Raw genomic sequence first — 24,425 nt, 5'->3', positions numbered from 1 at the left:
CCGGGCCGGCCCGGTAGCGCCATCTGTCACATCAGCCTTGCGGAGGTGGTCATGCCGGTCGTCGCCTTCCCCGGCGCACCCCCGGGTCTGCCGGCGAACGGGCCGGTGGGCGGGCCGATGGGCGGGCCGACGGGCGGGCCGGCGTCGCCGGCGCCGTGGAGACGTTCCTCGGCTCGCCCGGCGCCGCCACCACCCGCGCCGGCTACGCCCGTACCCTGGCCCGGCTGACCGCGGCCACCGGGCCGCGCCACCCGGTCGCCGAGCTCGACTGCGGCGACTACGCCGCGGTGATGGCCGCCTGGGACAGCGCCGCGCCAGCCACCTCGAACCGGCACCCGTCCGCGCTGATCTCCTTCACCACCTGGGCCCAGCGCCAGGACCTGCCGGCCACCAACCCCGGCCCGCCGCCTGCACCGCCGCAAGACCACCCATCGCGACGACCGCGCCATCCCCGCCACAGAGTGATCTTTGCTCAGCAGGATGTTGGCTGCGCGGTTGACGAGGCGCCCATCTACCAAGCCGTCTCGGTCACCGGCCTGCGCCGCGCCCGCTGCCGCGACATCTAGAGGGTCCATCTCGAACACATCGTCGCGGCCATCGCCTGATCGTCTCGAGTAACCAGCAGAGGTCCCTCGGGAAGACAAAGTCCCGAGAATGCCCGGCTGGCGCCCTGGGCGAACCTTTTGCCGCTATGCCATATTCAAGGAACCTGACCCGGGAAAAGCCAAGGGTATCAACAGTCATATATCGGGGCCGGCCTCTTTCTGCGTAGTACGGAGCTCATCCCCCGCCCGTCCGCGCGGCTGTGCCTTCACAGCACGCAGAGCCTCCGAAGCCGAGGGCAAGGCGTCCTCCGGGCCGACGTATTCGATGAACCTGAAAATACCACCTTTCCCGAGCAACAACTGTCACGCCACAAAGGAGCGGAAGAATGCGCTTTTATCGATTATCCGCAGTTCTCCTCGTCGGACTCGCAACGCTGCTCGGCTGGAGCATTGCTCCGCTCTCGCCGGCGCGCGCCTCGACGCCGGAGGACTTGTGCGCTGCGGTCGGCAACCAGGCGGGGTTTCCCCGTTCGGCACTCGTGACAGCGGTAGCCGTCGCCCTGGCTGAATCAGGCTGCAATCCGGGTGCTTCGCACACCAACACCAACGGCACCGTCGACCGTGGACTCTGGCAGATCAACTCCATCCATCCTTATTCGTCGGAGTGCCTCTTCGACGCCCAGTGCAATGCCAATGCCGCCTACGCCATCTCTGGCGGGGGCTCCAACTGGAAGCCCTGGGTCACCTACAACACGGGTGCGTACCAGAAGTACCTGGACCGGGCACGGGCGGCGGTCGAACGGCTGGCCGTCGGCGAAAGGCCGGTGGATCGAAGTGAGGGTGATGTCACCGGTGACGCGTTCGGCGATCTGACGGCGGTCGACGCCGAAGGCCGTCTGGTGGTGTACGCCAACGGGATCAAGACCCCCTCCTACGGCGGCAAGCCGTTCCTGACGCGGACCTGGGCCGGGGACAACACGAACTGGTCCGCCTACGCCGGATCGATCACCACGGCGGATGTGACCGGGGACGGCTTCGCGGATCTGCTGACGCTGACAAGCGACGGCAAGCTGGACATCTATCCGAACGCCTCCAAGATCGGCAACGGCGCCTATTTCACCTCGGCGTTCTGGTCGTATCCGAACTGGGGCAGCTACACGAACATCGCGGCGGGCGATGTCAACCATGACGGATTCGCCGACCTGGCGGCCACCACCACCGACGGGCACCTGCATGTCTACGTCAACACCAGGGAGACCGGCGCGGACGCCAAGCCCTTCCGGAGCCTGACGTGGGACTACACCAGCGGCTGGGGCAACGATGTGATCGACATCGCGATCGGCGACGCCACCGGTGACGGCTTCGGAGACCTGCTGGCCATCCGCACGAACGGCTACCTCAGCCTGTTCGCGAACGGGATCAAGCTACCCGGGCAGGACCGGCCGTTCACGGACCTGACCTGGTCGGCCCAGGCCGGCTGGGACCACGTCCTGGACATCACGGCCAGCGACCTCACCGGGGACGGATTCGCCGACCTGATGGCCATCGCGGACACCGGCGAACTGCAGGTATACGCCAACGGCAGTCAAATATGGAACGGCACTCCCTACAGGGGCGCCACCTGGATCTACGACACGTGGGACAACGTCCACCACATCGCCTGACATCTGCAGCCTGTGCGGCACATGCCGTACAGGCTGCCGTCCCACCGCGCTCAGCGACGCAGCCCAAACGAAAGGAAATGCCGCATGCCCAGGAATCGACCGTGCCGGAACGCGAGAACCCGCCTCTTATCGATATCCCTAGCACTCATGGCCGTTCTGACGACTCATCTGGTCGCGACCGCCGCACCCGCATCCGCCGCGCCGCCCACGCCGAACTTCGGCCCGGCGATCGAAGGATACGCACCCGCGCAATACCAGACCACCTGCGACCCCACGCCGAAGCCCGGCGTGGTGGACTTCCGCGACCTGCTCAACAGAACGTACGGCACGCATACCTCCGGCATCGTCCGCGACTGCTCCAGCGGCGGGACCAGCGAACACAAAGAAGGCCGGGCGCTGGACTACCACTTCAACATCAGCGACCCGGTCCAAGCCGCCGCGGCGAACGATGTGCTCAACTGGCTGCTGGCGACCGACCGGTACGGCAACCCGAACGCGATAGCCAGGCGCCTGGGCATCCTCTACATCATCTGGAATCGCCAGATCTGGCAGGCGGGCACCTGGAAGGCTTACAACGGCGACAATGCCCACACGGATCATATTCACTTCAGTTTCGGCTGGCCCGGCGCACGGAAGCAGACGTCCTGGTGGGTGGCGCGTCCTTACGGGGAACGCATCTCCGATTTCAGCGGAGACGGATATTCGGACGTGCTGGCCGTCGATGGCGCCGGCAAGCTCTACTACTATCCCAACAACGGGGTCAACCTCAGCACCCGGACGGAACTCGGCAACGGCGGCTGGCAGAACTTCAAGTTCGCCCGCGCGGCCGACTGGAGCGGTGACGGATTCGCCGACGTCCTCGGCGTGGACTCCGCCGGACAGCTCTTCTACTACCCGAACAACAATCTCGGCCTCGGCGGCCGCACTCCCATCGGCAACGGCGGCTGGGAGACCTTCCGACATTTCATGGCCGCCGACTGGAGCGGCGACGGCCACGCCGATGTGCTAGGCGTGGATGATGCGGGTCTCCTCTGGTACTACCCGCACAATGGCGACAGTCTGAGCGCCAGAATTCAGATCGGCAACGGCGGCTGGGAAAGCTTCAAGCACGTCATGGCCGCCGATTTCAGCGGTGACGGATTCGCCGACGTGCTCGGCGTCGACGCGGACGGCCTCATGTGGTACTACCCTCACCTGGGCGCCGGGCTCGGCCCCCGGATCCAGCTCGGCAACGGCGGCTGGCAGGGCTTCCGCTTCGTCCGCGCCATGGATTTCAGTGGTGACGGATTCGCCGACGTCCTCGGCGTGGACTCCGCCGGACAGCTCTTCTACTACCCGAACAACAACCTCGGTCTCGGCGGCCGCACTCCCATCGGCAACGGCGGCTGGGAGACTTTCAAGTTCATCCTTTAGCGATCACCGCTCTGAGGGCCGGCCCGTCTGCGAAGCACCAGCCTCAGATCATCGAAAGCCGTCGACGACGGCCCAGCTCAGTCGATGTGCTTTCTGGCCGTGCTGAACAGCGAAGAGTGCCTGGGATCGGTGGTGCAAAAGCACATCCGACCCTGTGTCCTGGCCGGTGCCGGCGGGCTCGCCCGACGGCACCGGCCAGGACACGCAGCGGCAGCTCACGGCTCGGACCGGTACCGCCGGGGCGCGCCACGGCGGCAGGCTCACTCCTGGTGGGCTGCCTTTCGCTGATCGGCGTCGGCGTTCTCCGCGGTCACCGGTTGACGTCGAGGTAGTCAATGGTGGGCAGCCCGGTTGCGATGCTGAGGTTGGACGATCGGGCCGGGGCGTCCCGGTCTGCAGATCACGCGGGGAGGGGCGTGCCGTCCCGTCCGGGGTCGTCGGCGTCGGGGATGCCGAATTCGGCGCGATCGGTGTCAATCAGATCGCTGATCAGCGTCACGGTGGCGGCGGCGAGGCCCCGCAGCGTCGCGTCGGGGATGGTCCGCTTCTTCACGAAGGCGGACTGGATCGTCCGTGCGAGCAGGTCGGCCCGCTGTTCCGGGCCGCCCGCCGGGGCGGTTCCTTCGGCTCGCAGGAAGCCCTCGAAGGTCGCCTGGTAGGCGTAGCCGATCTCATCGAGGTGCATGTCGTCGTGGAGCACGCCGTGCTCGGCGAGCAGCTGCAGGTAGGCGCGCGCCATGGTGCCGTGCCGGTCGTCGCGGTCGGGGGTGGTGGTCAGTTTGCCGAGCAGGTGGGGGTCGGCCAGGAGCAGCCCGTGCAGCAGGGGGCGGTTCGTGATGGCCAGGAAGTAGACGCGTGCGAAGTTGTGCAGCAGGCAGGCCGACGGATCCTTCCGCAGCGCCTGCCGCAGCTCGTCCATCGCGTAGAGCACCTCGCGCGCGAAGACCGCGCTGAACAGTTGCTCGCGGGTCTTCCAGTGCAGATAGACGGTGCCCTTGCCGATACCCGCTCCGTCGGCGACATCGTCCATGGTCACCCGCCGGTAGCCGTGGCGTACCAGCAGGTCCGCCGCCACATCGAGGATCCGCGCGGCCCGTTCGGCTCGCTGCTGGGGGTCACGAACTCGTTCGACGTTGGCGCTCACCCGGGAACCCTATGACGAATTGCGAGATTCCGTCAACTACAACTTGCAGTTGACGGATTTTCAAAAATCGTCATATGGTCGCCGCATCGAAGCAGCCGACAACAGGAGTGCTCCATGAACACCAAGACCGTGCTCGTCACCGGCGCCACCGGGAACCAGGGCGGCGCCACCGCCCGCCGCCTGCTCGCCGACGGCTGGCACGTCCGCGCCCTCGTCCGCGACGACACCACGCCGGCGGCCGTCGCACTCGCGGGCGCCGGCGCCGAGCTCGTCCGCGGCGACCTGGACGACCGTGCCTCCATCGAGGCGGCAGCACACGGCGCGTACGGCATCTACAGCGTCCAGTCCGCCAACCCCAACGAGATCACTCAGGGCAGGAACGTCGCCGACGCCGCCAAGGCCGCGGGCGTGCAGCATCTGGTGTACTCGTCGGTCGGCGGCGTCGAGAGCCAGAACAGGTTCTACGTCGAGCGCGGCTGGGGCGCCATCGACAAGTGGCAGATCGAGGAGCACATCCGCGACCTGGGCGTGCCCGCGACGATCCTGCGCCCCGCGGGGTTCATGGAGGACTTCACCAGTGCGGCCCGGTTCTTCCAGAACGGCTCGCTCAACGTCCCGTGGCGCGACGACCTGGTGATGCAGCTCATCGCCATCGAGGACACCGGGGCGTTCGCCGCGCTGGCCTTCGCCGAGCCGGACGTCTACCTGGGCCGGGCCCTGGAGATCACCGGCGACAGGCTGACGGCGCCGCAGATCGCCGAGGCACTGAGCGCGGCGGCCGGCCGCGAGGTCCCGCGCACCCGGGTTCCGCTCGAAGTCCTCTGGGAGCACGCCCCCGAGGTGGCGAAGGTCTTCACCTGGGCCGACGAGACCTACTACGACACCGACCTCGCACCCCTGCGCGAAGCGCACGCTGGCCTCATGGACTTCACCGCCTGGCTGAACCGATCGGGCAAGGCGCGCCTGCTGGCACAGATGGAGCCCCTGCCGGCGTGACCGGACACCGTGTCGCCTCCCCCGGTGGAGACAGAGCCGATCTCGAGGGTGGTGCGTCAGGCCGGTGGGTGCGGGCTGAGGCCGTCCAGCAGGACGGTGAGGTAGGCGTCGAGGAGGCCGGGCGAGGACGACTGTGCGCGTGCGACGGCCAGGGCGGTCTGGCCGATCAGTGTCGTGATGACGGCGAGGTCGAGGTCGGTGCGGACGGCGCCGTCGCGGCGGGCGCCTTCGATCATGTCCTCCACGGCGGCGACCAGGCCGGCGCGCAGGCTGGTGGTGGCGGGCAGGTCGAGGCCTGCCAACTGGTCGTTGACGGCGTGGTGCGCGGCCTGGAAGGTGATCAGTTCGCGCAGGAAAATGCGCAGGGCCTCGTACGGCGCGACTTCGGCGAGCAGGTCGCGGGCGCGCTGGACGACCGGTTCGAGCAGGCGGGAGACGGCGGCGTCCAGGAGGGCATCCTTGCCGCCGAAGGCGCGCACGACGGTCGCGGCACCCAGGCCCGCACGGGCGGCGATCGCCTCGACGGTGAGGGACGCACCCGGTTCGGCCAGCAGCGCGGTGGCCGCGTCGAGGGCGAGCCGGCGGTTGCGCACGGCGTCGGCACGAGGACGGCGTCCAGCGGGCGTTGACAACTGGCCTCCTGGCTGGCACGCCACGGTATCCAGCCCACGGTGGTGGAACGCGCCTCCGCGCTCCGCTTGGGTGGCAACGGCGTCGACGTGCGCGGCGACGCGGTCACGGTGGTCGAGCGGATGGGCCTCCTGCCCCGGGTCCGCGAGCTGGCCACCGACGTGCGCGGCATGCAGTTCGTCGACGCCACCGGCCGGGCCGTCGCCCGCATCCACACTCAGGACCCGGCCTCCCCGGAGATCATGCGCGGCGACCTGGTCGCCCTGCTGCGCGCGGCGACCGACGTGGACGTCCTGCTCGGCGACTCCATCCGCGCCCTGGAACAGGACGACGACGGCGTGCACGTCACCTTCGAGCACTCCCCCGCCCGCCGCTTCGACCCGGTCGTCGGGGCCGACGGCATGCACTCCAACGTCCGGCGGATCGCCTTCGGGCCCGAGGAGCGGTTCATCACGTTCAAGGACCACTATTTCGCCTTCGCCGACACCGACGCCGCACTCGGCGAGGACCGCTGGGTGACGATGTTCAACACCCCGGGCAAGATGGCCGGCATCTACCGGTCCGGGAACCACGCCCAGGCCAAGGCCTACTTCATGTTCCGCTCCGCTCCCCTGGACTACGACCACCGGGACGTCGCCGAGCACAAGCGCCTGGTCAGCGAGGCGTTCGCCGGTGAGGCGGGCTGGCGGACCAGGCAGCTTCTCGACTCGGCCCTGACCGACCCCGGCTTCTACTTCGACGCCCTGGGCCAGGTACGGATGAACTCCTGGTCCGACGGACGCGTCGTGCTGCTCGGCGACGCCGCCTGGTGCGCCTCCCCCGCCTCGGGCGCGGGCGCCGAACTCGCCCTGGTCGGTGCCTACCGCCTGGCAGGGGAGCTCGCCGCCGCGAACGGCGACCACCGGGTGGTCTTCCCCCGCTACGACGCGGCGCACCGGCCCCTGGTGAACGACAAGCAGCAGATCGGCCCCAACGTCCGCCTCAAGGTGCCCAAGACCGACGGCGGCCGCTGCGTCCGCGACGTCGTGGCCCGCCTGCCGCTGATGAAGGCCATGAGCGCGGTGGAACGCCGCGCCCAGGCCAGGAACGCCCGCCCCCTGCCCGACTTCACCAGGGCCGCCTGAAACGACTCGAAAGCAGCGGCGGGGACGAAGCCCGTCCAGGGCAGGGTGCACAGGTGACCAGCGAGCCCCAGGCCATCGGCAAGTCCCCCGTTCCCGCCGAAGTCAATGGACTCCACGTCCGCCGCCGTCAACGTGAAGAACCGGATGAGCTCCTCGCGGCTGATCTCCGGAAACGATCGCAGGCGCGATCTCCACGTCGGTGAATACTCGGGTTGCCAACGCGCCTCACCCGCCCAGGTCAGATCTGTGCTCAGCATCGTCAGCCGTTCCGCCGCACCCGCAGGCGCTTGCGAGAGCCGCACGTGCACCGCGGCGGCGATGCAACCCCACATGCCCGCCGCTGGCAGCGATCAGCAGCCCGGCCACGGCCAGGCGCGTCTGTTCGGCCAGCGCAGCGCCGGTCACTTTGCTGCGCAGCCGGGCCCGCCATCGGTGCCGGTGCCGGGCTCGGTCGGCATCGCCGGGACGGGTCTGCCGGCGGTGGTGGGCCGCGTCGTAGGACGGCGGCCCACCACGGCCGTTGATCGAGGCTCGGAACAGCGGCCCGGCGGTGTAGCCGGCGCAGGCCAGGTGGAGCTTGAGCAGGGTGACGCAGCCGCGGTCGTCCAGCAATACGGTGCGGACGCTGTCGCCCTTGCCGTGGACGCGGACGTGTTCGTCCAGGCGCAGGTCCAGGTCTTCGACGTACAGGCGGCAGACTTCGCAGACGTAGGCAGTCTCGAACAGCACCCGATCGCGTAGCCGGGGACCGCGCGCCGATCTCCTCGCCATGGTGGGAGGCAAAAGCGATCAGGTCCTGCGGTGGGCGCGCCGGGTGTTCGCGGAGGCGGCGGTCAGGGATCCGCCCACGGTCATGGAGGAGGGGGGCGAGGCCGATGACGCTGCCGCCGGCACAGCCAGGGGCTGGCGGGGATGCCGTCGGCGGGGCGGGTGCCCGTCAAGCTCGGCGAGCAGAGCGGTGGTCGCCGGTGGCTCGGCGATCACCGCTCAGTCGGCGGCGGCCGTGGGGAAGGCGGCCCAGGCGGAGATGGCGAAGTTCTCGCCGTCTTTCCTGACCTCGGCGGCTCCGTGTCCCGGCCAGTGGGCCGGGATGACGAGTTCGCGCAGTTCGGCGGCGCGTGCGAGGTAGGTGTGGCGGGTCTTGGCCGCGAGCTGGAGGTCGTCACAGAAGCAGCTGTTCCAGCGGGGGTCGAGGACCTGGACGGGGCTGTGCAGCATGTCCCCGACGAAGACGGCACGGTCGGTGCCGGAGCGCAGGGTCAGGACGGACGAGCCGGGGGTGTGACCGGGGGCGGCCTCCAGCAGCAGGTTGCCGTCGATGCGGTGGACGTCCTCCCACAGCACCGCCTGGCCGGCCCGGTGGATGGGGCGATGCTGTCGTTGAACACCAGCTTGCTGCCCTCCCAGCGGACGCGCTCGTGCTCGTCGCGCGGCGCCCGGCGGCGATGGGCGGTTTCCGGGTCGAAGTAGAGGTTGTCGGGACGCGGGATGAGGTACGTGGCGTTGGGGAACGTGGGCACCCACTCGCCGTCGCGCGACTCGGTGTTCCAGCCGACGTGGTCGTAGTGGATGTGCGTGTTGACGACGACATCGACGTCCTCGGGTGCGACGCCGGCTTCGCGCAGGCGGGCGAGATAGTCGGTCCGCAGCCCGGCGAACTGCGGGACCTGCGGGCGCTGCCTGTCGTTGCCGACGCCGGTGTCCACCAGGATGGTCTTGCCTTCGCTGCGCAGGACCCAGGTCTGGATGTGGCAGCGGTAGGCGTCGTCGGCCGGGGTCCAGAAGTGGGGCGCCAGCCAGTCCTGGTTGCGCCGCCAGACCTGCTCGTCGCTGTCGGGGATGATGAAGCGGGCGGTACGGATGGGCCCGGACCACTCGATGACACGGGTGATCTGGACATCGCCGAGAACGATGCTGTGCGCGGGCATTGACGAGTTCTCCTGGAGATACGGGAAGGTGGTCGTCCGGTTCCGATGCCGGTCGCGGGCGGGTCAGGGCGCGTCCGAGGCGGAACCGTAGCGGGCCAGGAAGGTGCGTACGGCCTCCTCGATCACCACCTCGGCGGAGGGCTGAACGGTGATCTCCTCCTCGAAGGCCATGATCCTCGGCCATACGAGGAACTCCTGCACCAGGCCCATGAACTGCCGTGCCGCGAGATGGCTGTCCGGGCATCGCAGGCGGCCGCGCGCGGCAAGGTCGTCAAGGCAGGCGGCGAACGTCGCCGCGATCGGTGCCTTGCCCAGCCGGTAGAACTCGTCCGCGATCCATGGCAGCCGTCCGGACTCGGTGACCACGAGCCGGGCGAACCGGATCTGGTCGGTCTCGGTGGCGAAGCGCTGGAGTGACCGGGCGAACCCGCGCAGCACGTCCTCGGCGCTCGCGTCGGTGTCCCACTCGATGGTCCGGCGGTCCGGGCCGTCGAAGGCCGCCCAGTGGTGGCGGACCATCTCCCGGAAGACCGTCTCCTTGGAGCCGAAGCGGTTGTAGACGGTCTGCCGTGAGACGCCGGCGCGCTCGGCGACCCGCTCCAGGGTGACGCCGTCGTAGTGGTCGGCCAGGAAAAGCTCCTTCGCCGCTGCGAGGATCTTCTCGTCGGAGGCCGGTCTGCGGCGTCGCGGCTGCCTGTGTCGCGTCCCTGGCCGGTTCGCGCCCGGCTGTTCGCTCATGCCGTCACGCTCCTCGCTCACACCTCTTGATTTTACTTTACAGTACAGTCCAATTTCGCGCTGGCCCTCCGTCAGGCCGGGGTCTGCCGGCCGTGATCGCGGAGCATGCGCAGGACGGTCGCGACCGAAGGGCGAGGGCCCTTCTTGCCGCTGGTGATGACGCGCCAGGCGGTGAGGTCGCGCAGGCCGAGGTCCCGGCCGCGCAGGTGCAGGGTCATGACAGCTCGGTGACGACGGCGCCGCCGATGGTCTTGGCGCAGGCGGATTCGTGGCCTTCCAGGATCCGGCCACGGCTGACGCAGGAGTCATCAGACCACGCCATGAAGCACCGCCAGAATCTACATGACGACGAGAAAAATCGACGTCGTGTAGAATTTGCGATGAAGGAGCAGTCCAGCTCCTCGCGAGTCTTCTCTGGAGAACCATGCAGAAGCAGAACTGGCTCATCACCGGCGTCAGCACGGGCCTGGGACGCGCCTTCGCTCAAGCCGCCCTGGCCGCCGGGCACACTGTCGTCGGCACGGTCCGCTCCGAGAAGGACCTGCGGGCCTTCGAAGAGCTCCCGCCCAAGGGGTACGCTCACGGCCGCATCCTGGACGTGACGGACGACGACGCCGTCTCCAGCGTGGTCGCGGAGGTGGAGCAAAGCGTCGGCCCTCTGGACGTCGTCGTCGCCAACGCCGGCTACGGCCTGGAGGGCATCTTCGAGGAAACCCCGCTGGCCGAGGTGCGGCGGCAGTTCGAGGTCAACGTCTTCGGGACGGTGGCCACCCTGCAGGCGGCACTGCCCCACATGCGCCGGCGCCGCCGCGGGCACCTGATGGCCGTCACCTCCATGGGCGGGCTCATGGCGGTGCCCGGCATGTCCGCCTACTGCGGCAGCAAGTTCGCACTGGAAGGGATCCTCGAGGCACTGGGCAAGGAGGTCGCGCAGTTCGGGATCCACGTCACGGCGATCGAGCCCGGCTCCTTCCGCACCGACTGGGCCGGCCGGTCCATGACACGCGCCGCGCGGACCATCGACGACTACGACGAGCTGTTCAATCCCATCCGCGCAGCGCGGCAGAAGGCCAGCGGGAACCAGCTGGGCAATCCGGTCAAAGCTGGGGAAGCCGTCGTGCACATCGCGTCGGTCGAGCGGCCGCCGGCCCACCTCGTCCTGGGCTCGGACGCGCTGCGACTGGTCACCGCCGCCCGCACGGCCGTGGACGAGGACATCCGCGCCTGGGAGGCGCTTTCCCGTACGACCGACTTCGCCGAGGGTGCTCAGCTCTGATGCCCGGTCACCACTCCGCCCGGAGCCGGCGCGCCACCGAACGCAAGGGCGATGTCCGGGAGCGGGCCATTCTGGACACCTGCGAAGCCCTGCTGGCGCACAAGGGCTACGACACCATGACCGTCGGCGACATCGCCGAGGGCGCCGGCATCACACGCGGCGCCCTGTACTTCTACTTCGGCTCCAAGCAGGAAGTGGTCGCGGCACTTGTGGCCCGGACCGTCGAGCACCTGTGGGAGCGGTCCAGGGCCACCGCGCAGGCCGAGGAGCCGCGCCAGGCCATCGCGGCAGCCATGCGGCGCACGGTCGAGCTGTGGAACGAGCACGGTCCGGTCTTGCGTACGGCGATCGACCTGTCGTTGACGGTGCCGGAGATCGGCGCGCTCTGGAGCCGAACGGCTGACTTGTTCATCGCGGCCATCACCGCCGTCCTGGAGCGAGCCGGCGTTCAGGCGGGCAACGAACCGGAACAAGCCTCAGCGATGGCGGCCGCCCTGTGCTGGATGATCGAGCGGACCTTCTACCACGCCTCGCAAGAGTCCCTCGAGAAGCTGCAACAGGTATCGGCGACCTGCGAACACATCTGGCTGATCAGCGCAGGCCTGACCGCCTGACACCTCTGGCACGGACGTCTACCGCACCCGCGCCCGCCTGAAGCGGGCCGGAGGGGCGGACCCGCCGTCAGCGCTGAGAACCATGGCGGCGAGGGTGCCGCGCGTAGCCAGCCGCCCGCGCTGTTTCACAGGCAACCGGCTGTGCGGCGCCGGCACGCCACCAGCACCTCCGGCGAAACCGTGCCGCCCAGCCTGACCATCCCCGCCTCCCTGCCCCCGCCGGCCGACGCCGGAGCGTTCTGGTGGGAGCACGTCATCGGCATGGACGATCGCTTCTGGGACGACGGGATCGTCACGCTGCGCGGCGTCAAGACCAAACGGCGCCGGCCATGGAGCCGTCCGGCAAGCCTCAAGCGGCACCGGCCCGTGGCGGATAATCGGGCCGTGATCATCATGGACGCCGTTCTGGAGATCGAGGCGGACGCCGGTTCCGCCACCTGGCCGATCGCCGCGCAGGCCAACGGTTTCCTCGCCCTGTCCGGCCGGCTGAGCCCAGCCGAGGTCGGCAGCGCGATGGCGGTCATCTTCGGCTACGGCGGCATCCCGACAGCGCCGATCAGCGAGCTCCACCACCTTCTGGACCGGCACCTGGCCGACGCAGGCAGGCTCATCGCCCCGGGCGGGCTCCGCGTCAGGGACACCGCCACCGGGGCCGAGATCCTGCCCGGCTGCTGCTGCGGCCTGGAGAACTGGCGGCAGTGGCGCGACGTCCTGCGCCGCCAGAGCCTCTGGCTCGGGCATGATCCCGACACCTACCTGACGTTCACGGGTGAAGCCGTCCGGCTCACGCAGGAGCCGGACGCCGGCTCCACGCCCGCGCGCGTCAGTGACGTGGAGATCCGGCTGGACGAGCTGCCCGCGCTCCTGACCACGGTTCAGCTGCAACTGCAGGGGTTCCTGCGCCTGGTCCACACATGGGCCGGTGAGATCGCACCTCGAGCCGCCGACCGCCTCGTCACCGTCCTTGATGAGAATTTCCGCATCAACGGCACGCTCGACCTCGGCTGAGACCACGACCTTCGGTCCGCATGGAGAATAAGTAGGCGCAGCAGGTCGAAGGACGCGCGTCCATAGCCGTTCGCCCGGAAAACGATCAACGCCATTGATCAGGATGACAAGAGCGAAGTGACGGGAGACTGTCACGCTCCGTTCTGTGGGAGCCCGGGGGTGCGATTCCCTGCGGGCGATCCGACCTGAAAGCGGCTTCCCGGTGCCGCCCTCGCGTCGAGGGCGAAAGCGGGCTGCGATCGAGACGCGGGCCGATGCCGGTGTGCTGGGCCGTCAGTTCGGGGTGGCGCTGCCTGCGCAGCCGCGGTCGATTCGACCGCTGGTGAAGTACTCGACTGACCGGGCTTTCCTGTACGGGAAGCGGCCAACCAGGACATACCACTCCCAGCCCCCAGGCCCGGCCGGTCAACGGTCGCCGCCGCAGGTGGCGGGCTGCGCCGCTGGCACCGCCGTTCCCGTGAGCGTCAGGCACGTGAGGGCCGTCAGCCGGCGTACGGGTGCCGCGAAAAGGGTCATGGCAGTCATCGCTACAGCAGCGCTTGTTTCCTCCCGGTTTCCGCCGTCGCGCCGATCGAGGGCGGAAACCGGGAGGAAACCTCGCCTGGTCTAGGCATGAGCCGAACGTCGCGGCCGGCGCCACCGCGGGACCGCGATACTGCGATGGAAGGAACGTTTTCGTGAATCGTGCAACAGTGGCCGGCCTCGCCGGGCTGGCCTGCGCCATGCTGACGCTGAGTACTCTGCCCGCCGAGGCGGACCCCACCGCGAGCCGGCCCCGTCGGGGGGATGTGCAGCGGGCGCTGGCGGCCCTGGCCGAGTCTCCGCAGGTGGTGGGCGCCATCGGCGAGGTCTACGTCGACGGCGAGCGCGTCGGCAAGGGCTCGGCCGGCACCCGCCTGCTGAACGGCAAGGGCGGCAGGATCCCGACCGGCGCACGCTTCCGGGTCGGCTCCCAGACCAAGCAGATGACCGGCGTCGTGGTGCTGCAGCTGGTCAAGGAAGGCAAGCTCGCCCTCGACGACAAGCTCAGCGACCTGCTCCCGGAGGTCGCCGAGAAGGACCTGGTGGAACGCGCGGGCGAGATCACCCTGCAGCAGCTCGTCCAGCACACCTCCGGCATCCCCAACTTCTTCGACGACGAGCTGGTCGACACCTTCGACTTCACCACCTCCTACCCGCCGATCGAGCTGGTGAAGAAGTCCCGCACTCTGCCCCGGACCCAGGAGCCGGGAGAGAAGTTCTCCTACTCCAACACCAACTACCTGCTGCTGGGCCTGATCATCGAAAGGAACACCGGGCACACCCTGGCCGCCGAGTTCGAGCGGCGCGTCTTCGATCCCGTCGGCATGGACGACTCCTACCTGCCCACCACGTTCCCCGGCGGCATCAAGGGCCCGCACGGCCACGGCTACTTCCCTGACAGCACGGGCAAGCTGCGCGATGTGGACCGGCTCAACATGAGCTACGGCTACGCCGCCGGCGGCGTCATCTCCACCGCGCACGACATCAGCGCCTTCCAGCGGGCCTTCGCCCAGAACCGGCTGCTGCCCGAAGAACTGAAGAAGGTGCTCATGGGACCACCGAGAAGCGCGCCGCAGCCGTCCGGGCAGCCGTCCGAAGGCGGGGGCGGCCAGCCGCAGCGGCCCGCGCCGCCGTGCGGTGGCGAGCCGGCGATCACGTCGCTCAAGGGCAGCGCCCCCGGCTTCAACGCGGTCACCTTCACCACACCCGACGGCCGGACGCAGTTCGCCCTGTCGGCCACCCTGGCCGTCTCCAACATCGACCCATCGCTGGATCCGCTTCTGGTGAAGGCCGCCGAAGCGGTCTTCTGCCCGCAGAAGTGACGACAGCGGTGCGGCGGCGCACCAACCAGGCCGGGGCGTTGCGCAGCGGCCGCTGAAAGCGCCTGCGCGCCAACAACGTCGAAAAGCTGCACGACGTGCCGGCCGACCCCCGAGAGCAAGCCAATCTGGCCAACTGGCCGGTGGGGCGGTTGTGCCAGATGGCGGCGGTCGGGGCGAGGATCGCTGGGCGATGCGTGCGCCAACGCCGGTGGGGGGTACGCCCGCGTGCAGTTCCAGGCCCAGCTGACGCAGATGGCGATGAGCACCTGGCGTTCACCGGAGTGATCTATCCAGCCGGTCGTCGATGAGTTGAACACTTGCATGGTAGCCAATACATCTGTATAGACTCTTGGACATGCGACCAATCTCTGAAGAAGACCTGACGACCCGCGCCCGCATCCGCGACGCGGCCATGGCGTTGTTCACCGAGCAGGGCGTCAAGGCCACCACCATCCGCGGCATCGCCGAGGCCGCCAAAGCCTCGCCCGGCCTCGTGCAGCACCACTTCGGCACCAAGGAAGAGCTGAGACAGGCCTGCGACGAGTACGTCGTCAGCTACCTGCGCGAGCAGGTCACCGTCGGCGTCACCGACCACAACCTGGAAAAGCCCGAATTCATCGAGAACGTCCACCGAACCGCGCCGCCCTTGCTGAAATACCTGGGCCGCGCGCTGGTGGACGGTTCCCCCGCAGCAGCCGCCATGTTCGACGAACTCGTCAGCGTGACAGAGGAGCATCTCGCCGACGAAGACCGTTCCGAGGCCGACCATCGCGCCCGCGCGACCGTACTGACGGTGATGAAGCTGGGCATCACCGTGCTGCACGAGCACGTCTCCCGCGCCCTCGGCTCGGACCTCTACGCCCCGCAAGGCGCGGTACGCGTCGGCAAGGCCCAGCTCGACCTGATCCGACCGGAATTCCTCGGCCAGGAGCTGTTCGACCAGGCACGGACGGGCCTGGAGAAGGTCGAGGGACAACGATGAACGCCGCAGTGCACGCCGGCGGCCTGGTCAAGAGCTTCGGCCGGGCCAAGGCCCTGGACGGGCTCGACCTCACCGTCAAGACGGGCGAGGTGCACGGCTTCCTGGGCCCCAACGGCGCCGGCAAGACCACCACCATCCGCATCCTGCTCGGCCAGCTGCGCGCCGACGGCGGCCAGGTCGCGTTACTCGGCGGCGACCCCTGGCGCGACGCCACCGAGCTGCACCGAAGGCTCGCCTACGTGCCCGGCGACGTCACCCTGTGGCCGTCGCTGACCGGCGGCGAGGTCATCGACCTGCTGGGCAGGGCCCGCGGCGGCCTGGACCCCAGGCAGCGCGCCGAGCTGCTGGAGCGCTTCGAGCTGGACCCGCGCAAGAAGTGCCGCACCTACTCCAAGGGCAACCGGCAGAAGGTGGCGCTGGTGGCCGCGTTCGCCTCCGACGCCGAGCTGCTGATCCTGGACGAGCCGACCTCGGGCCTGGACCCGCTCATGGAGGCGGTCTTCAACGAGTGTGTCCTGCGCGAGAAGCGCGCCGGCCGCACCGTGCTGCTGTCCAGCCACATCCTGTCGGAGGTGGAGACGCTGTGCGACCGGGTCAGCATCGTCCGCGCCGGCCGTACCGTCGAGTCCGGCACCCTCGCCGACCTGCGCCATCTCACCCGCACCTCCGTCACCGCCGAGCTGATCGGGCCGGCGCCCGGCCTGGCCGTCCTGCCCGGCGTGCACAACCTGACCGTGGACGGCGCCCGGCTGCGCTGCCAGGTCGACAGTGATGCGCTCACCCCGGTGCTCGCCGAGCTCGCCCGGGCGGGCGTACGTGCCCTGACCACCCAGCCGCCGACGCTGGAGGAGCTGTTCCTGCGCCACTACGAGGGAGCCACCAGATGACCGGCACCATGACCGGCACCATGACCGGCACCATGACCGGCACTGGGACCCTGATCCGGCTCATCCTGCGCAGGGACCGCGTGCTGCTGCCGGTGTGGATCGCGATCACCGCGCTGCTTCCGGCGAGCATCGCCTCCGCCACCACCGACCTGTACGCCCACCAGGCCGCCCGCGACTCCTTCGCGGCGGCCTCGGCGAGCAACCCCGCGCAGCTGGCCATGCGCGGCCCCATCTATGACGCGAGCGTCGGCGGCCTGACCGCGTGGACCCTCGGCTCCTCTCTGGCGCTGTTCGGCGGGCTCATCAGCATCCTGCTGATGATCAGGCACACCCGCGTCGAGGAGGAGACCGGCCGGCGCGAACTGCTGGCCTCGGGTGTCATCGGCCGTCATGCCCCGCTGGCCGCCGCGCTCGCGGTCGTGCTGGCCGCCAACCTGCTCCTGGGCCTGCTGTCGGTGCCCGGCCTGGTCGCGGGCGGCCTGCCCGCGGGTTCCTCGCTGCTGTTCGGGCTGTCCACCGCGGCGGGCGGCTGGGCGTTCGCGGCCGTGGCCGCCATCACCGGGCAGCTCACCGCGTCCTCCGGTACGGCGCGCGGCATCGCGATCGCGGCCGGCGGCCTGCTGTTCGCGCTGCGTTCGCTGGCCGACACCGGCGGCATCGGCTGGCTGGCGTGGCTGACGCCGTTCGGCTGGGTCCGGCTGACCAGACCCTACGCCGGCGACCAGTGGTGGGTGCTGGGGCTGGTCGCGGTGTTCGTCACCGCGCTGGCGGTGGCCGCGTTCGCGCTGTCCACGCGGCGTGACCTGGCCGGCGGCCTGATTCCCGCCCGCCCAGGACCGGCCGAGGGAACGTTGCCGGGCGCGTTCGGCCTGGCCGCTCGCCTGCACCGCGGCACCCTGGCGGGCTTCACCATCGGTTTCGGGGCGCTGGGCGCCCTGCTCGGCGTGGCAGCGCGCGGGCTGAACACCCAGCTGGACACGCCGCAGTTCCGGGAGCTGGCCGCCACCCTCGGCGGCGCCGAGGCCCGGCTGTCGGATGTGTTCTTCACGTTCGTGATGTACGTGCTCAGCCAGCTCGTCGCGGGGGCCGCGCTGGTGTCGGCACTGCGCGCCCGTGGAGAGGAGGCGGCCGGCCGGGCCGATCTGCTGCTGTCCACCCCCGTCGGCCGGCTGCGCTGGGCGCTGAGCCACCTGGTGTTCGCCGTCATGAGCCCGGTGCTGCTGCTGACCGCGCTGGGCGCGGCAGCGGGGCTCACCTTCGACGGCGACGTGGCCCGCGTCACCGGGGCCACGCTGGCCTACCTGCCCGCGGTCTGGACCGTGGTCGGGATCGCGACGCTGCTGTTCGGCCTGCTGCCACGGCTGACGGCGGCCGTGAGCTGGACCGCGCTCGGCCTGTTCCTGCTCGTGGATCTGCTGGCGGAGTTCAAGCTGGCCACCGGGATCGTCCTGGACCTTTCGCCGTTCGTGCACGTGCCGGCGACGCTCCTGGGCAGCGCCTCGTCACCGGCGGCGCCACTGCTGGGGCTGACCATCGTGGCCGTTGCCCTGACCGCGGCGGGACTGGCGTTCCTGCGCCGCCGCGACCTGACGCCCTCCGCCTGAAACAGCTCCGATGAGGCGCTGATGGCCGTTGATCAGCGCGTCATGAAGCGCGTAATCGGTGCCTATGCGACCCACGGGTCGAGCACGGGCTGCCGCACGCCGCTGAGCAGCGCGGCCATGCGTGACAGCTCGTGCTCCAGCGCCTGGCCCTGTCGCCGCTGAAGGTCTCGATCTGCGGGGTCGTCGAACAGGGTCTGAAACGCTTCTCGCCGCCCGGTCCAAGTAGAGGTGTAAGGGCGAACGACGAAGGGAGCGAGGCCTGTGCGCCTCCACGAGGAAGGTAGCGAGCTCGCTTGGCTCGACGGCGTCGCACGCAACGTCGTATCCGCCCAGCACCGCAAGGCGGCCATCGCGGCGCGGGCGGCCAGCCGCGCCGCCGGTCGCCGGCCGATGGACGACGATCTCATCAGGGTGTGAGGGGCGGATCGACGCCGAGCGCCGGATGCGCAACGCCTTGAAGACCATGACGGCACCGCGCCCGGCGCGCCCTCGAGAACGTCGCCTGGCCATCGGCCGCGTACCAGGAAGGACGGATATGACCAGCTTCGGAGATCGCCTTCTGAGTGCGCTCAAGGACGAGATCACGACGAGAAAGGCAGAAGATCGAATGACAACTGTGACACCCGTACGACGCACCCGGCGCATCGTGGGACTGTCCGCCGCGGTGGCGGCGGCCGCCACGGCCGTGGTGATGCTGACCGGCGTGAGCGGCGTGGCCGGCAGCGCGGCGTACGCGGTCTCCAAGGGCTCCGACGGCACCGTCGAGGTGCAGATCAGCTCGTTCGTCGACCCCGAGGGCCTGGAGTCGGAGCTGGCCGAGGCCGGGATCACGTCGGTGGTGGACTACCTGCCCGCAGGCCAGACCTGCAAGCAGCCCCGGGGCGAGAACGGGGCCGCGGACGGGAGGTTCGCCGCGAGCATCAGCAAGGCGGGTGACGGGATCGCCTTCGAGATCAAGGAGGGCGAGGTCCCCGCGGACTCCACGCTGGTGCTGGCCGTCACCAAGAGCGAGGACGGCGACTCCGCGCCACCGTCCACGACCTCCCTGCAGATCGTCAAGGGAACGGTCGCCCCCTGCGAGCCCACTTCCGCGCCCACGCTCCCGCCCCTTGACGACGAAACCGGCGCAACCACGGACAACGGCCCCACCCTCAACGAGGGTACGGAGCAGGAACAGGGCGTCACCAATTCCGCGCCCGCGACCCCGCCCCTTGACAACGAGACCGGCGGAACCGCGGACAAGCAGGACAACGGCCCCACCCTCGACCAGGGTACGGAGCAGGGGCAGGGCGTCACCGACAAGAACGACTGACCGTCCCAGTCCGAACGGCTCCTCACCCACCGGGCCGTGACTTCTCACCGGGAGACCGCTGGTCCGGCGACCTCCCGCCGGAAGAAAGCGCCCCGCCCGGCGGCCTCTCCCGCGCAGCGGGGGCCGCCGGGCTTTCCGTCGTCACGATACGTGATGATCCTGTTACGGCTGCTTAAAGCCGCTTGGAGAAGACCAGGACGGACGCGGTGAATTCGCATCACCGAGGCACTGGAGGCCGTACGACTCTTCAGCGAACGCGACGACCTGCATCTCTTCTACCCTTCGGCGCACATGTGGGACCGTAAGTGGCATTCACCAGCAGCGGAGGTCTCCGGTGCCAGAGGAAGTCGTGTCGACGGTGACTGACACGTGGTCGGCGGACTCCTGTAAGGCGATGACGCTGAGCTCGAAGAAGTGCGCGTCGGTCCGCATGAAGGGGGCCGCCTCGTAGTACCGCTTGATCTCCTCGGGTGGGTGTTCGGTGCGGAGGCTGAAGGCGAAGCTGACCCAGCAGTCGCCGGAGTCTCCGGTCACGGGGCCCTGAGGCTCGGACCCGCCGAACGTCGTGCCCGGTGGCAATGGATGCTCGAGGGCTAGATTCTCGAGGCTTGCCAGGCGGTGATCGGTGATCCACTGCGGGGCCATCGCGGCGGCGTACAGCAGGAGGAAAGGCGTGGCGGCGATGGCCGCCACGAGTGACACCCGCTTCAGAGCAGATGGCCGGGAAGTCTCACCCACAGGTCGCACTCGCCAATGATCACACGCGGGTACCGAGCGCTCGTGCAGGATCACGGGGGTGGGCGCGTCGAAGTACCGCGCGTTCGCGGATGTGACCTCCGCACCGGTGAACAACTCGGTCAGCCGGACGGCACCGGCGATCAGCGGGACGACGGCGGGCACGATCCGGCCGTCGCCACGCCAGGAGGCACGCGGACGCGGACGCGTCCGCTCGTCCTACGCCAGAAGGACGATCTTGCCGCGGGCGTGTTCCCGCTCCAGGAGCCGGAGGGCGTCGGCGGTCTCGCTGAGCGGATACGTGCGTTCGATCACCGGTGTCACCGTGCCGTCGGCGACGAAGCCGGCGAGCGTCCGCAGGTCCTCGGTGGTGCTGCGGGAGGTCAGGACGCGGAGCCGCTGCCGGACGAACGGCGTCTGCGCGACCGTGGCCAGCAGCCGGGGAATGGGCCCGAGCACCGGCCCGCCCGCGCTGTTGGAGGCGATGTAGATGCCGCCGGGGGCGAGGAGCCGGCGCAGCGCCGAGATCGGGTGGTTGCCGACCATGTCGATCAGGACGTCGAAGCGGCGTTTATCCCGGGTGAAATCCTCGCGGGTGTAGTCGATCACGTGGTCGGCGCCGAGCGAGCGCACCAGCTCGGCGTTGCGGGTGCTGCACACGCCGGTGACCTCGGCGCCGAGCGCCTTGGCGAGCTGCACGGTGAACGTGCCGACCCCGCCGGAGGCGCCGTTGACCAGCACCGTCGTGCCGGGGCGCGCGGCGCCGAGCCGCAGCGCCTGCAAGGCTGTGATCCCGGCCACGGGTAAGGTGGCCGCCTGTTCGAACGTCACCTGCTCCGGCTTCCTGGCCAGGCGTTTCGCCGGGATCGCGACGTATTCGGCGAAGCCGCGCTGGGCCGCCTCGCCGAAGACCTCGTCGCCGGCCTGGAGGTCCTTGACGTCCGGGCCGATCTCCGCCACCGTGCCCGCCACAGCGCGTCCCAGGACGGTGGCCTTGGGCCGCCGCAGCCCGAACGCCAGGCGCAGCAGGAGCGGCGTGCCGCGCAGGGTGAGCAGGTCGGCGTGGTTGAGCGCGGCGGCGCGCACCCGGACCAGCACCTCACCCGCGGCCGGGGCGGGACGGTCGACGTCGGCGTGACGCACGACGTCGGGCGAGCCGTACTCCTGATAGACGATCGCTTTCATGCCGGTCTCCTGATTCGTGTGGGTTCAGCGACGCGTGGCTCGGGCGATGCCGTCGATGACGGCGAAGACGATCGTGAGGGCGGACACGACGATGAGCGCGGTGTTGATCCAGGTGGTCGCGCTCTGCGGCCAGGCGGCGGCCTGGGTGAAGCCGGGGTTGAGCACCCGGTCACCGGCGGCGAGCCAGAGCAGCGCGATCGGGCAGGCGATCTCGACCAGTGTCCCGGCCACGGCGAGCGGAACGCTCCACCGGGCGTAGTGCTTGGCGTAGGCGACGGCGAGGTTCAGGGTCACCAGGGCGATGAACGCGTACACGAAGCCGGTCTGCCACAGCCACGGCGCGAACACGCCGATGGGGGCGCCGTGCGCGTCGGTCTCGGTGCTGATCACCGGGGAGAGCAGGACGAGGGTGGCGAACAGCACCATCGCCACGGTGTAGAAGATCAGCTCGCCGTAGCGGGCGCGGCGGGTGGGCGGCTCGGGGAGCGCGTCGGGCGTCCAGCGCCTGGCGGGCGTGCGGCGTCCCGCGGCGCCTGCGGTGACGCGTCCGGCGACGCGTTCGATGGCCGCGAACAGCAGCGTGGTCCAGCAGACCAGGTGCGCGGCGGTGGTGAGCGCCGCATCGAGGGTGTCGCCGACCAGGTCGAGCGCGCCCGCCCCGCGCAATCCCTGCACCAGCCCCACCGCCACGGCCACGGCGGGCACGATGGTCACGAGCAGGGCGGTCAGTAATCGCGTGTAGTCGAGGTAGAGCGCGGGGCCGATGAGCTGGAGCGGACGGTCCGCGTAACCGGCCGCCAGCCGCGCCGGGTCGCCGAGCTCGGTGAGCACCGCGAACTCGGCCTCGGCCCGGTCGGCGCCGGCGTCCACCCGGCCGTCGACGGCGTCGGCGATGGAGGCCCGCAGCTCGCGTTCGATGTCGATGTCGGGCCGCTGGTCCTCGGGCCGCTGCTCCTCGGATCGCCGGCTCCCGCTTCGCCGGCTTCCCGGCAGGTGGCGCAGGACCGCCGCGACATAGCGGTCGGTGAGCGTGTCGGTGGTCGCAGGAGTGGTCATGACGCGCCTTTCAGGGAGCGGAGTACGGTGTCGAGCTCGTCCCAGTCGCGACTGAGCGCGGCGGCGAGCGCGGCGCCCCTGTCGCTGGTGCGGTAGAACTTGCGCGGCCGGGATTCCTCGGTGTTCCAGTCGCTGGTCACCAGACCCTGTTTCTCCAGGCGGCGCAGGAGGGGGTAGAGGGTGTTGGCGTCGACGGCGAGGCCCGCCCGGGTGAGGCGGTCGAGCAGCGCGTAGCCGTAGTCGGGGCGCTCGAGCATGAGCAGGCAGGCCAGGACGACGGTGCCCCGCCGCAGCTCCTGGAGATGGGTGGCAAGCAGCTCATCGTCATCGTGCACATGCCACACGATACTGTGTGGCACACACTATTGCAACGAGCACGGCATCCAGCTGAACCCTTCAGGGTGGCGCGGCAGCACTCGAAATGATCCACACCGTCCTACGGCGCCGCGCAGCCGGCAGGACCTGACCGGCGCCCGCCGCTCCACCCGCCCCGGCCCGAGCGCAAGCCGTCGATCGGCGACCGGTTCAGGACCATCCCGGAGCTGGTCCTCCCGGAGCACCGGCCGTCCCGGTCAGGAGCGGACGAGAGCGCCGTCCGCCCCTGACCCGCCGCACTACCGGAACCGGCGCGCGTTGAACGGGGCCAGCATGGGATGCGCCCGCCCCGTGCCGATCTCGTACGCCAGCAACTCACCCGCGATCAACGCGAGCGTGGCGCCACTGTGGGTGAAGGCGGCCCACAGACCGCCGACCTCGTCGATCCGCCCGAGCACCGGATCGCCGTCGCCGGGGATCGGCTTGGGCCCCATCGCCAGCCGCTCCGGCTCCAGCCGCGGGTGGCCGGCCAGCAGCCCAGACGCCGCCGCCAGCAGCTCCGCCACCACCTCCTCCGAGATGGCGAAACCTCCGCCGGCGCTCGGCCGGATGCTCGCCGTGGTCCAGTCCGAGTCGACCGCGAGAGCGCCGTTCGGGGCCGGACGGACCGCGGCCCGGGGGGTGTTGAGCACCGCACGCAGCGGCGTGTCCACCGGCTTCGTCGTCACCAGCAGCGAGATCGGCGTCTGATCCGGGATGGCGACACCCAGCTCGGCGGCCATCGCCGGCACCGCCGGACCGGTGGCCAGCACCACCGTGTCGGCGGCGTACGACTCCCCCTCAGCGGTGCGGACGCCGGACACCGACCCGCCCGCGGTCTCGATCCGGGCCGCACCCGCGTTGGTCACCAGGCGACCGCCGTGCTCGACGAACTCCTTGACCAGGTGCTGGGCGAGGTGGGGCAGATCCACCCAGCCTTCGCCCGGATTCCAGATGGCACCGGCCGGAGAGATGGCCGCCGGATCGATGCCGGGGGTGTAGTCGGCCACCCGGCCCGGGTCGATCAGGTGGCTGTCGTAGCCGTGCGCCACCTCGTACGCGTGGATCCGGCGCAGATCGGCGTCGTTCTCCGGCGCCTCCCAGGTCAGGCCGCCGTCGAAACGCAACCAGCCGAGGCCCGGGTGCTGGGCCGCCAGCGTCCGGTAGCGGTCGATCCCGGCCATCCGCAACCGGTGGTACTCCTCGCTGCGCACGCCCGCGGAGTTGAGCCACGACAGCGAACGGCCGGAGGCGTTGCTGGTCAGCTCCCCCTCGGTGATCAACGTGACGTCGGCACCGGCCCGGGCGAGGTGATGGGCGGTGGAGACCCCGATGATGCCGCCGCCGACGACGACGGTCCGGGGCTGGGTGCTGCTCATGAAAGTC

26 protein-coding genes and 1 pseudogene are annotated in these 24,425 nt (G+C 69.9%); 14 read left to right on the top strand and 13 right to left on the bottom strand.

Annotated elements, in window-relative coordinates; genetic code table 11:
• Positions 1 to 155: 155 nt before the first annotated feature.
• The 3 genes from KIS93_RS06595 (at position 156) to KIS93_RS06585 (ending at position 3,622) form a co-directional block, all read left to right on the top strand.
• Positions 156 to 566, top strand: coding sequence for a hypothetical protein (locus tag KIS93_RS06595; RefSeq protein ID WP_080038611.1), 411 nt, complete (start codon positions 156 to 158; stop codon positions 564 to 566).
• 365 nt (positions 567 to 931) lie between these two features.
• On the top strand, positions 932 to 2,209 hold the full coding sequence (locus tag KIS93_RS06590; RefSeq protein ID WP_155127108.1) for an FG-GAP-like repeat-containing protein: 1,278 nt from the start codon (positions 932 to 934) through the stop codon (positions 2,207 to 2,209).
• Between the two features lie 147 nt (positions 2,210 to 2,356).
• On the top strand, positions 2,357 to 3,622 hold the full coding sequence (locus KIS93_RS06585) for an FG-GAP repeat domain-containing protein (RefSeq protein WP_080038609.1): 1,266 nt from the start codon (positions 2,357 to 2,359) through the stop codon (positions 3,620 to 3,622).
• A 400-nt stretch (positions 3,623 to 4,022) separates the two neighbouring features.
• Here the strand turns inward: KIS93_RS06585 and KIS93_RS06580 are convergent, their stop codons facing one another.
• The gene (locus KIS93_RS06580; RefSeq protein WP_080038608.1) at positions 4,023 to 4,766 is read right to left on the bottom strand and encodes a TetR/AcrR family transcriptional regulator; all 744 of its coding nucleotides are present in this window, start codon (positions 4,764 to 4,766) and stop codon (positions 4,023 to 4,025) included.
• 114 nt (positions 4,767 to 4,880) lie between these two features.
• Here KIS93_RS06580 and KIS93_RS06575 point away from each other — a divergent pair, with 114 nt between their 5' ends.
• On the top strand, positions 4,881 to 5,762 hold the full coding sequence (locus tag KIS93_RS06575) for an NmrA/HSCARG family protein (RefSeq protein ID WP_080038607.1): 882 nt from the start codon (positions 4,881 to 4,883) through the stop codon (positions 5,760 to 5,762).
• 56 nt (positions 5,763 to 5,818) lie between these two features.
• Here KIS93_RS06575 and KIS93_RS06570 read toward each other — a convergent pair whose 3' ends face one another.
• Positions 5,819 to 6,394: a TetR/AcrR family transcriptional regulator gene (locus tag KIS93_RS06570; protein WP_186403933.1), complete on the bottom strand. Its 576-nt coding sequence runs from the start codon at positions 6,392 to 6,394 to the stop codon at positions 5,819 to 5,821.
• Between KIS93_RS06570 and KIS93_RS06565 the strand changes: the two are divergent.
• Positions 6,395 to 7,270: pseudogene (locus tag KIS93_RS06565) on the top strand (FAD-dependent monooxygenase); the annotation flags it as partial.
• A gap of 41 nt (positions 7,271 to 7,311) precedes the next feature.
• Here the strand turns inward: KIS93_RS06565 and KIS93_RS68845 are convergent.
• The 6 genes from KIS93_RS68845 to KIS93_RS06545 all read right to left on the bottom strand — a co-directional run bounded on the left by KIS93_RS68845 (position 7,312) and on the right by KIS93_RS06545 (position 10,400).
• Positions 7,312 to 7,773, bottom strand: a complete 462-nt coding sequence (locus KIS93_RS68845) for a DUF4158 domain-containing protein (protein WP_418114570.1) — start codon at positions 7,771 to 7,773, stop codon at positions 7,312 to 7,314.
• Positions 7,742 to 8,245 (bottom strand): site-specific integrase, encoded by a 504-nt coding sequence (locus KIS93_RS63090; RefSeq protein WP_222107293.1) that lies wholly within the window; start codon positions 8,243 to 8,245, stop codon positions 7,742 to 7,744. Before KIS93_RS63090 ends, KIS93_RS68845 begins: the two co-directional genes overlap by 32 nt.
• Positions 8,246 to 8,503: 258 nt before the next feature.
• Positions 8,504 to 8,881 (bottom strand): MBL fold metallo-hydrolase, encoded by a 378-nt coding sequence (locus KIS93_RS68280; RefSeq protein WP_420895855.1) that lies wholly within the window; start codon positions 8,879 to 8,881, stop codon positions 8,504 to 8,506.
• Entirely contained in the window at positions 8,776 to 9,444 is a 669-nt protein-coding gene (locus KIS93_RS68840) for an MBL fold metallo-hydrolase (protein WP_420895850.1), read from the bottom strand. Before KIS93_RS68840 ends, KIS93_RS68280 begins: the two co-directional genes overlap by 106 nt.
• A gap of 63 nt (positions 9,445 to 9,507) precedes the next feature.
• Entirely contained in the window at positions 9,508 to 10,203 is a 696-nt protein-coding gene (locus KIS93_RS06550; RefSeq protein WP_222107292.1) for a TetR/AcrR family transcriptional regulator, read from the bottom strand.
• 50 nt (positions 10,204 to 10,253) lie between these two features.
• On the bottom strand, positions 10,254 to 10,400 hold the full coding sequence (locus tag KIS93_RS06545) for a hypothetical protein (protein ID WP_155127099.1): 147 nt from the start codon (positions 10,398 to 10,400) through the stop codon (positions 10,254 to 10,256).
• A 206-nt stretch (positions 10,401 to 10,606) separates the two neighbouring features.
• On the opposite strand from KIS93_RS06545, the gene KIS93_RS06540 reads away from it, so the two are divergent.
• The 9 genes from KIS93_RS06540 to KIS93_RS06500 all read left to right on the top strand — a co-directional run bounded on the left by KIS93_RS06540 (position 10,607) and on the right by KIS93_RS06500 (position 19,709).
• A complete protein-coding gene (locus tag KIS93_RS06540) occupies positions 10,607 to 11,458 on the top strand; it encodes an oxidoreductase (protein WP_080038604.1) in 852 nt (283 codons plus the stop codon).
• The gene (locus tag KIS93_RS06535; protein WP_080038603.1) at positions 11,458 to 12,072 is read left to right on the top strand and encodes a TetR/AcrR family transcriptional regulator; all 615 of its coding nucleotides are present in this window, start codon (positions 11,458 to 11,460) and stop codon (positions 12,070 to 12,072) included. Before KIS93_RS06540 ends, KIS93_RS06535 begins: the two co-directional genes overlap by 1 nt.
• A gap of 141 nt (positions 12,073 to 12,213) precedes the next feature.
• Complete coding sequence (locus KIS93_RS06530; protein ID WP_230466157.1) at positions 12,214 to 13,080, top strand: hypothetical protein; 867 nt, start codon at positions 12,214 to 12,216, stop codon at positions 13,078 to 13,080.
• Between the two features lie 677 nt (positions 13,081 to 13,757).
• A complete protein-coding gene (locus KIS93_RS06525) occupies positions 13,758 to 14,924 on the top strand; it encodes a serine hydrolase domain-containing protein (protein WP_155127096.1) in 1,167 nt (388 codons plus the stop codon).
• Between the two features lie 355 nt (positions 14,925 to 15,279).
• The gene (locus tag KIS93_RS06520; RefSeq protein WP_155127093.1) at positions 15,280 to 15,906 is read left to right on the top strand and encodes a TetR/AcrR family transcriptional regulator; all 627 of its coding nucleotides are present in this window, start codon (positions 15,280 to 15,282) and stop codon (positions 15,904 to 15,906) included.
• The gene (locus KIS93_RS06515; RefSeq protein ID WP_080038600.1) at positions 15,903 to 16,793 is read left to right on the top strand and encodes an ABC transporter ATP-binding protein; all 891 of its coding nucleotides are present in this window, start codon (positions 15,903 to 15,905) and stop codon (positions 16,791 to 16,793) included. Before KIS93_RS06520 ends, KIS93_RS06515 begins: the two co-directional genes overlap by 4 nt.
• Positions 16,790 to 18,397, top strand: a complete 1,608-nt coding sequence (locus tag KIS93_RS06510) for an ABC transporter permease (protein WP_080038599.1) — start codon at positions 16,790 to 16,792, stop codon at positions 18,395 to 18,397. Before KIS93_RS06515 ends, KIS93_RS06510 begins: the two co-directional genes overlap by 4 nt.
• A 261-nt stretch (positions 18,398 to 18,658) precedes the next feature.
• Positions 18,659 to 18,814 carry a hypothetical protein gene (locus KIS93_RS06505; protein ID WP_155127090.1) on the top strand — a complete coding sequence of 52 codons (156 nt, stop codon included), beginning with the start codon at positions 18,659 to 18,661 and terminating at the stop codon, positions 18,812 to 18,814.
• A 190-nt stretch (positions 18,815 to 19,004) separates the two neighbouring features.
• A complete protein-coding gene (locus tag KIS93_RS06500) occupies positions 19,005 to 19,709 on the top strand; it encodes a hypothetical protein (protein ID WP_155127087.1) in 705 nt (234 codons plus the stop codon).
• A 312-nt stretch (positions 19,710 to 20,021) separates the two neighbouring features.
• On the opposite strand, the gene KIS93_RS06495 is transcribed toward KIS93_RS06500, so the two are convergent.
• The 5 genes from KIS93_RS06495 to KIS93_RS06475 all read right to left on the bottom strand — a co-directional run bounded on the left by KIS93_RS06495 (position 20,022) and on the right by KIS93_RS06475 (position 24,418).
• Positions 20,022 to 20,609, bottom strand: coding sequence for a hypothetical protein (locus KIS93_RS06495; RefSeq protein ID WP_155127084.1), 588 nt, complete (start codon positions 20,607 to 20,609; stop codon positions 20,022 to 20,024).
• 54 nt (positions 20,610 to 20,663) lie between these two features.
• Positions 20,664 to 21,629 carry an NAD(P)-dependent alcohol dehydrogenase gene (locus KIS93_RS06490; protein ID WP_080038596.1) on the bottom strand — a complete coding sequence of 322 codons (966 nt, stop codon included), beginning with the start codon at positions 21,627 to 21,629 and terminating at the stop codon, positions 20,664 to 20,666.
• A gap of 24 nt (positions 21,630 to 21,653) precedes the next feature.
• Positions 21,654 to 22,685 (bottom strand): permease prefix domain 1-containing protein, encoded by a 1,032-nt coding sequence (locus KIS93_RS06485; protein WP_080038595.1) that lies wholly within the window; start codon positions 22,683 to 22,685, stop codon positions 21,654 to 21,656.
• Positions 22,682 to 23,020, bottom strand: a complete 339-nt coding sequence (locus tag KIS93_RS06480; RefSeq protein ID WP_222107291.1) for a PadR family transcriptional regulator — start codon at positions 23,018 to 23,020, stop codon at positions 22,682 to 22,684. Before KIS93_RS06480 ends, KIS93_RS06485 begins: the two co-directional genes overlap by 4 nt.
• Positions 23,021 to 23,299: 279 nt before the next feature.
• A complete protein-coding gene (locus KIS93_RS06475) occupies positions 23,300 to 24,418 on the bottom strand; it encodes an NAD(P)/FAD-dependent oxidoreductase (protein WP_080038593.1) in 1,119 nt (372 codons plus the stop codon).
• Positions 24,419 to 24,425: the final 7 nt, after the last annotated feature.

The sequence above is a fragment of the [Actinomadura] parvosata subsp. kistnae genome (genome assembly GCF_900323885.1).
Lineage (GTDB): Bacteria > Actinomycetota > Actinomycetes > Streptosporangiales > Streptosporangiaceae > Nonomuraea > Nonomuraea composti.
Note: the sequence above shows the minus strand (reverse complement) of the source record. Positions and strands in the feature narration are given on the sequence as shown.

Bases quoted from the DNA above. Each gene is read 5' to 3' on its own strand.
- KIS93_RS06590 (WP_155127108.1), top strand. From the start codon at position 932: ATGCGCTTTTATCGATTATCCGCAGTTCTCCTCGTCGGACTCGCAACG.
- KIS93_RS06585 (WP_080038609.1), top strand. From the start codon at position 2,357: ATGGCCGTTCTGACGACTCATCTGGTCGCGACCGCCGCACCCGCATCC.
- KIS93_RS06575 (WP_080038607.1), top strand. From the start codon at position 4,881: ATGAACACCAAGACCGTGCTCGTCACCGGCGCCACCGGGAACCAGGGC.
- KIS93_RS68845 (WP_418114570.1), bottom strand. From the start codon at position 7,773: ATGCTGAGCACAGATCTGACCTGGGCGGGTGAGGCGCGTTGGCAACCC.
- KIS93_RS68840 (WP_420895850.1), bottom strand. From the start codon at position 9,444: ATGCCCGCGCACAGCATCGTTCTCGGCGATGTCCAGATCACCCGTGTC.
- KIS93_RS06545 (WP_155127099.1), bottom strand. From the start codon at position 10,400: ATGACCCTGCACCTGCGCGGCCGGGACCTCGGCCTGCGCGACCTCACC.
- KIS93_RS06540 (WP_080038604.1), top strand. From the start codon at position 10,607: ATGCAGAAGCAGAACTGGCTCATCACCGGCGTCAGCACGGGCCTGGGA.
- KIS93_RS06535 (WP_080038603.1), top strand. From the start codon at position 11,458: ATGCCCGGTCACCACTCCGCCCGGAGCCGGCGCGCCACCGAACGCAAG.
- KIS93_RS06520 (WP_155127093.1), top strand. From the start codon at position 15,280: ATGCGACCAATCTCTGAAGAAGACCTGACGACCCGCGCCCGCATCCGC.
- KIS93_RS06515 (WP_080038600.1), top strand. From the start codon at position 15,903: ATGAACGCCGCAGTGCACGCCGGCGGCCTGGTCAAGAGCTTCGGCCGG.
- KIS93_RS06510 (WP_080038599.1), top strand. From the start codon at position 16,790: ATGACCGGCACCATGACCGGCACCATGACCGGCACCATGACCGGCACT.
- KIS93_RS06500 (WP_155127087.1), top strand. From the start codon at position 19,005: ATGACAACTGTGACACCCGTACGACGCACCCGGCGCATCGTGGGACTG.
- KIS93_RS06490 (WP_080038596.1), bottom strand. From the start codon at position 21,629: ATGAAAGCGATCGTCTATCAGGAGTACGGCTCGCCCGACGTCGTGCGT.
- KIS93_RS06485 (WP_080038595.1), bottom strand. From the start codon at position 22,685: ATGACCACTCCTGCGACCACCGACACGCTCACCGACCGCTATGTCGCG.
- KIS93_RS06475 (WP_080038593.1), bottom strand. From the start codon at position 24,418: ATGAGCAGCACCCAGCCCCGGACCGTCGTCGTCGGCGGCGGCATCATC.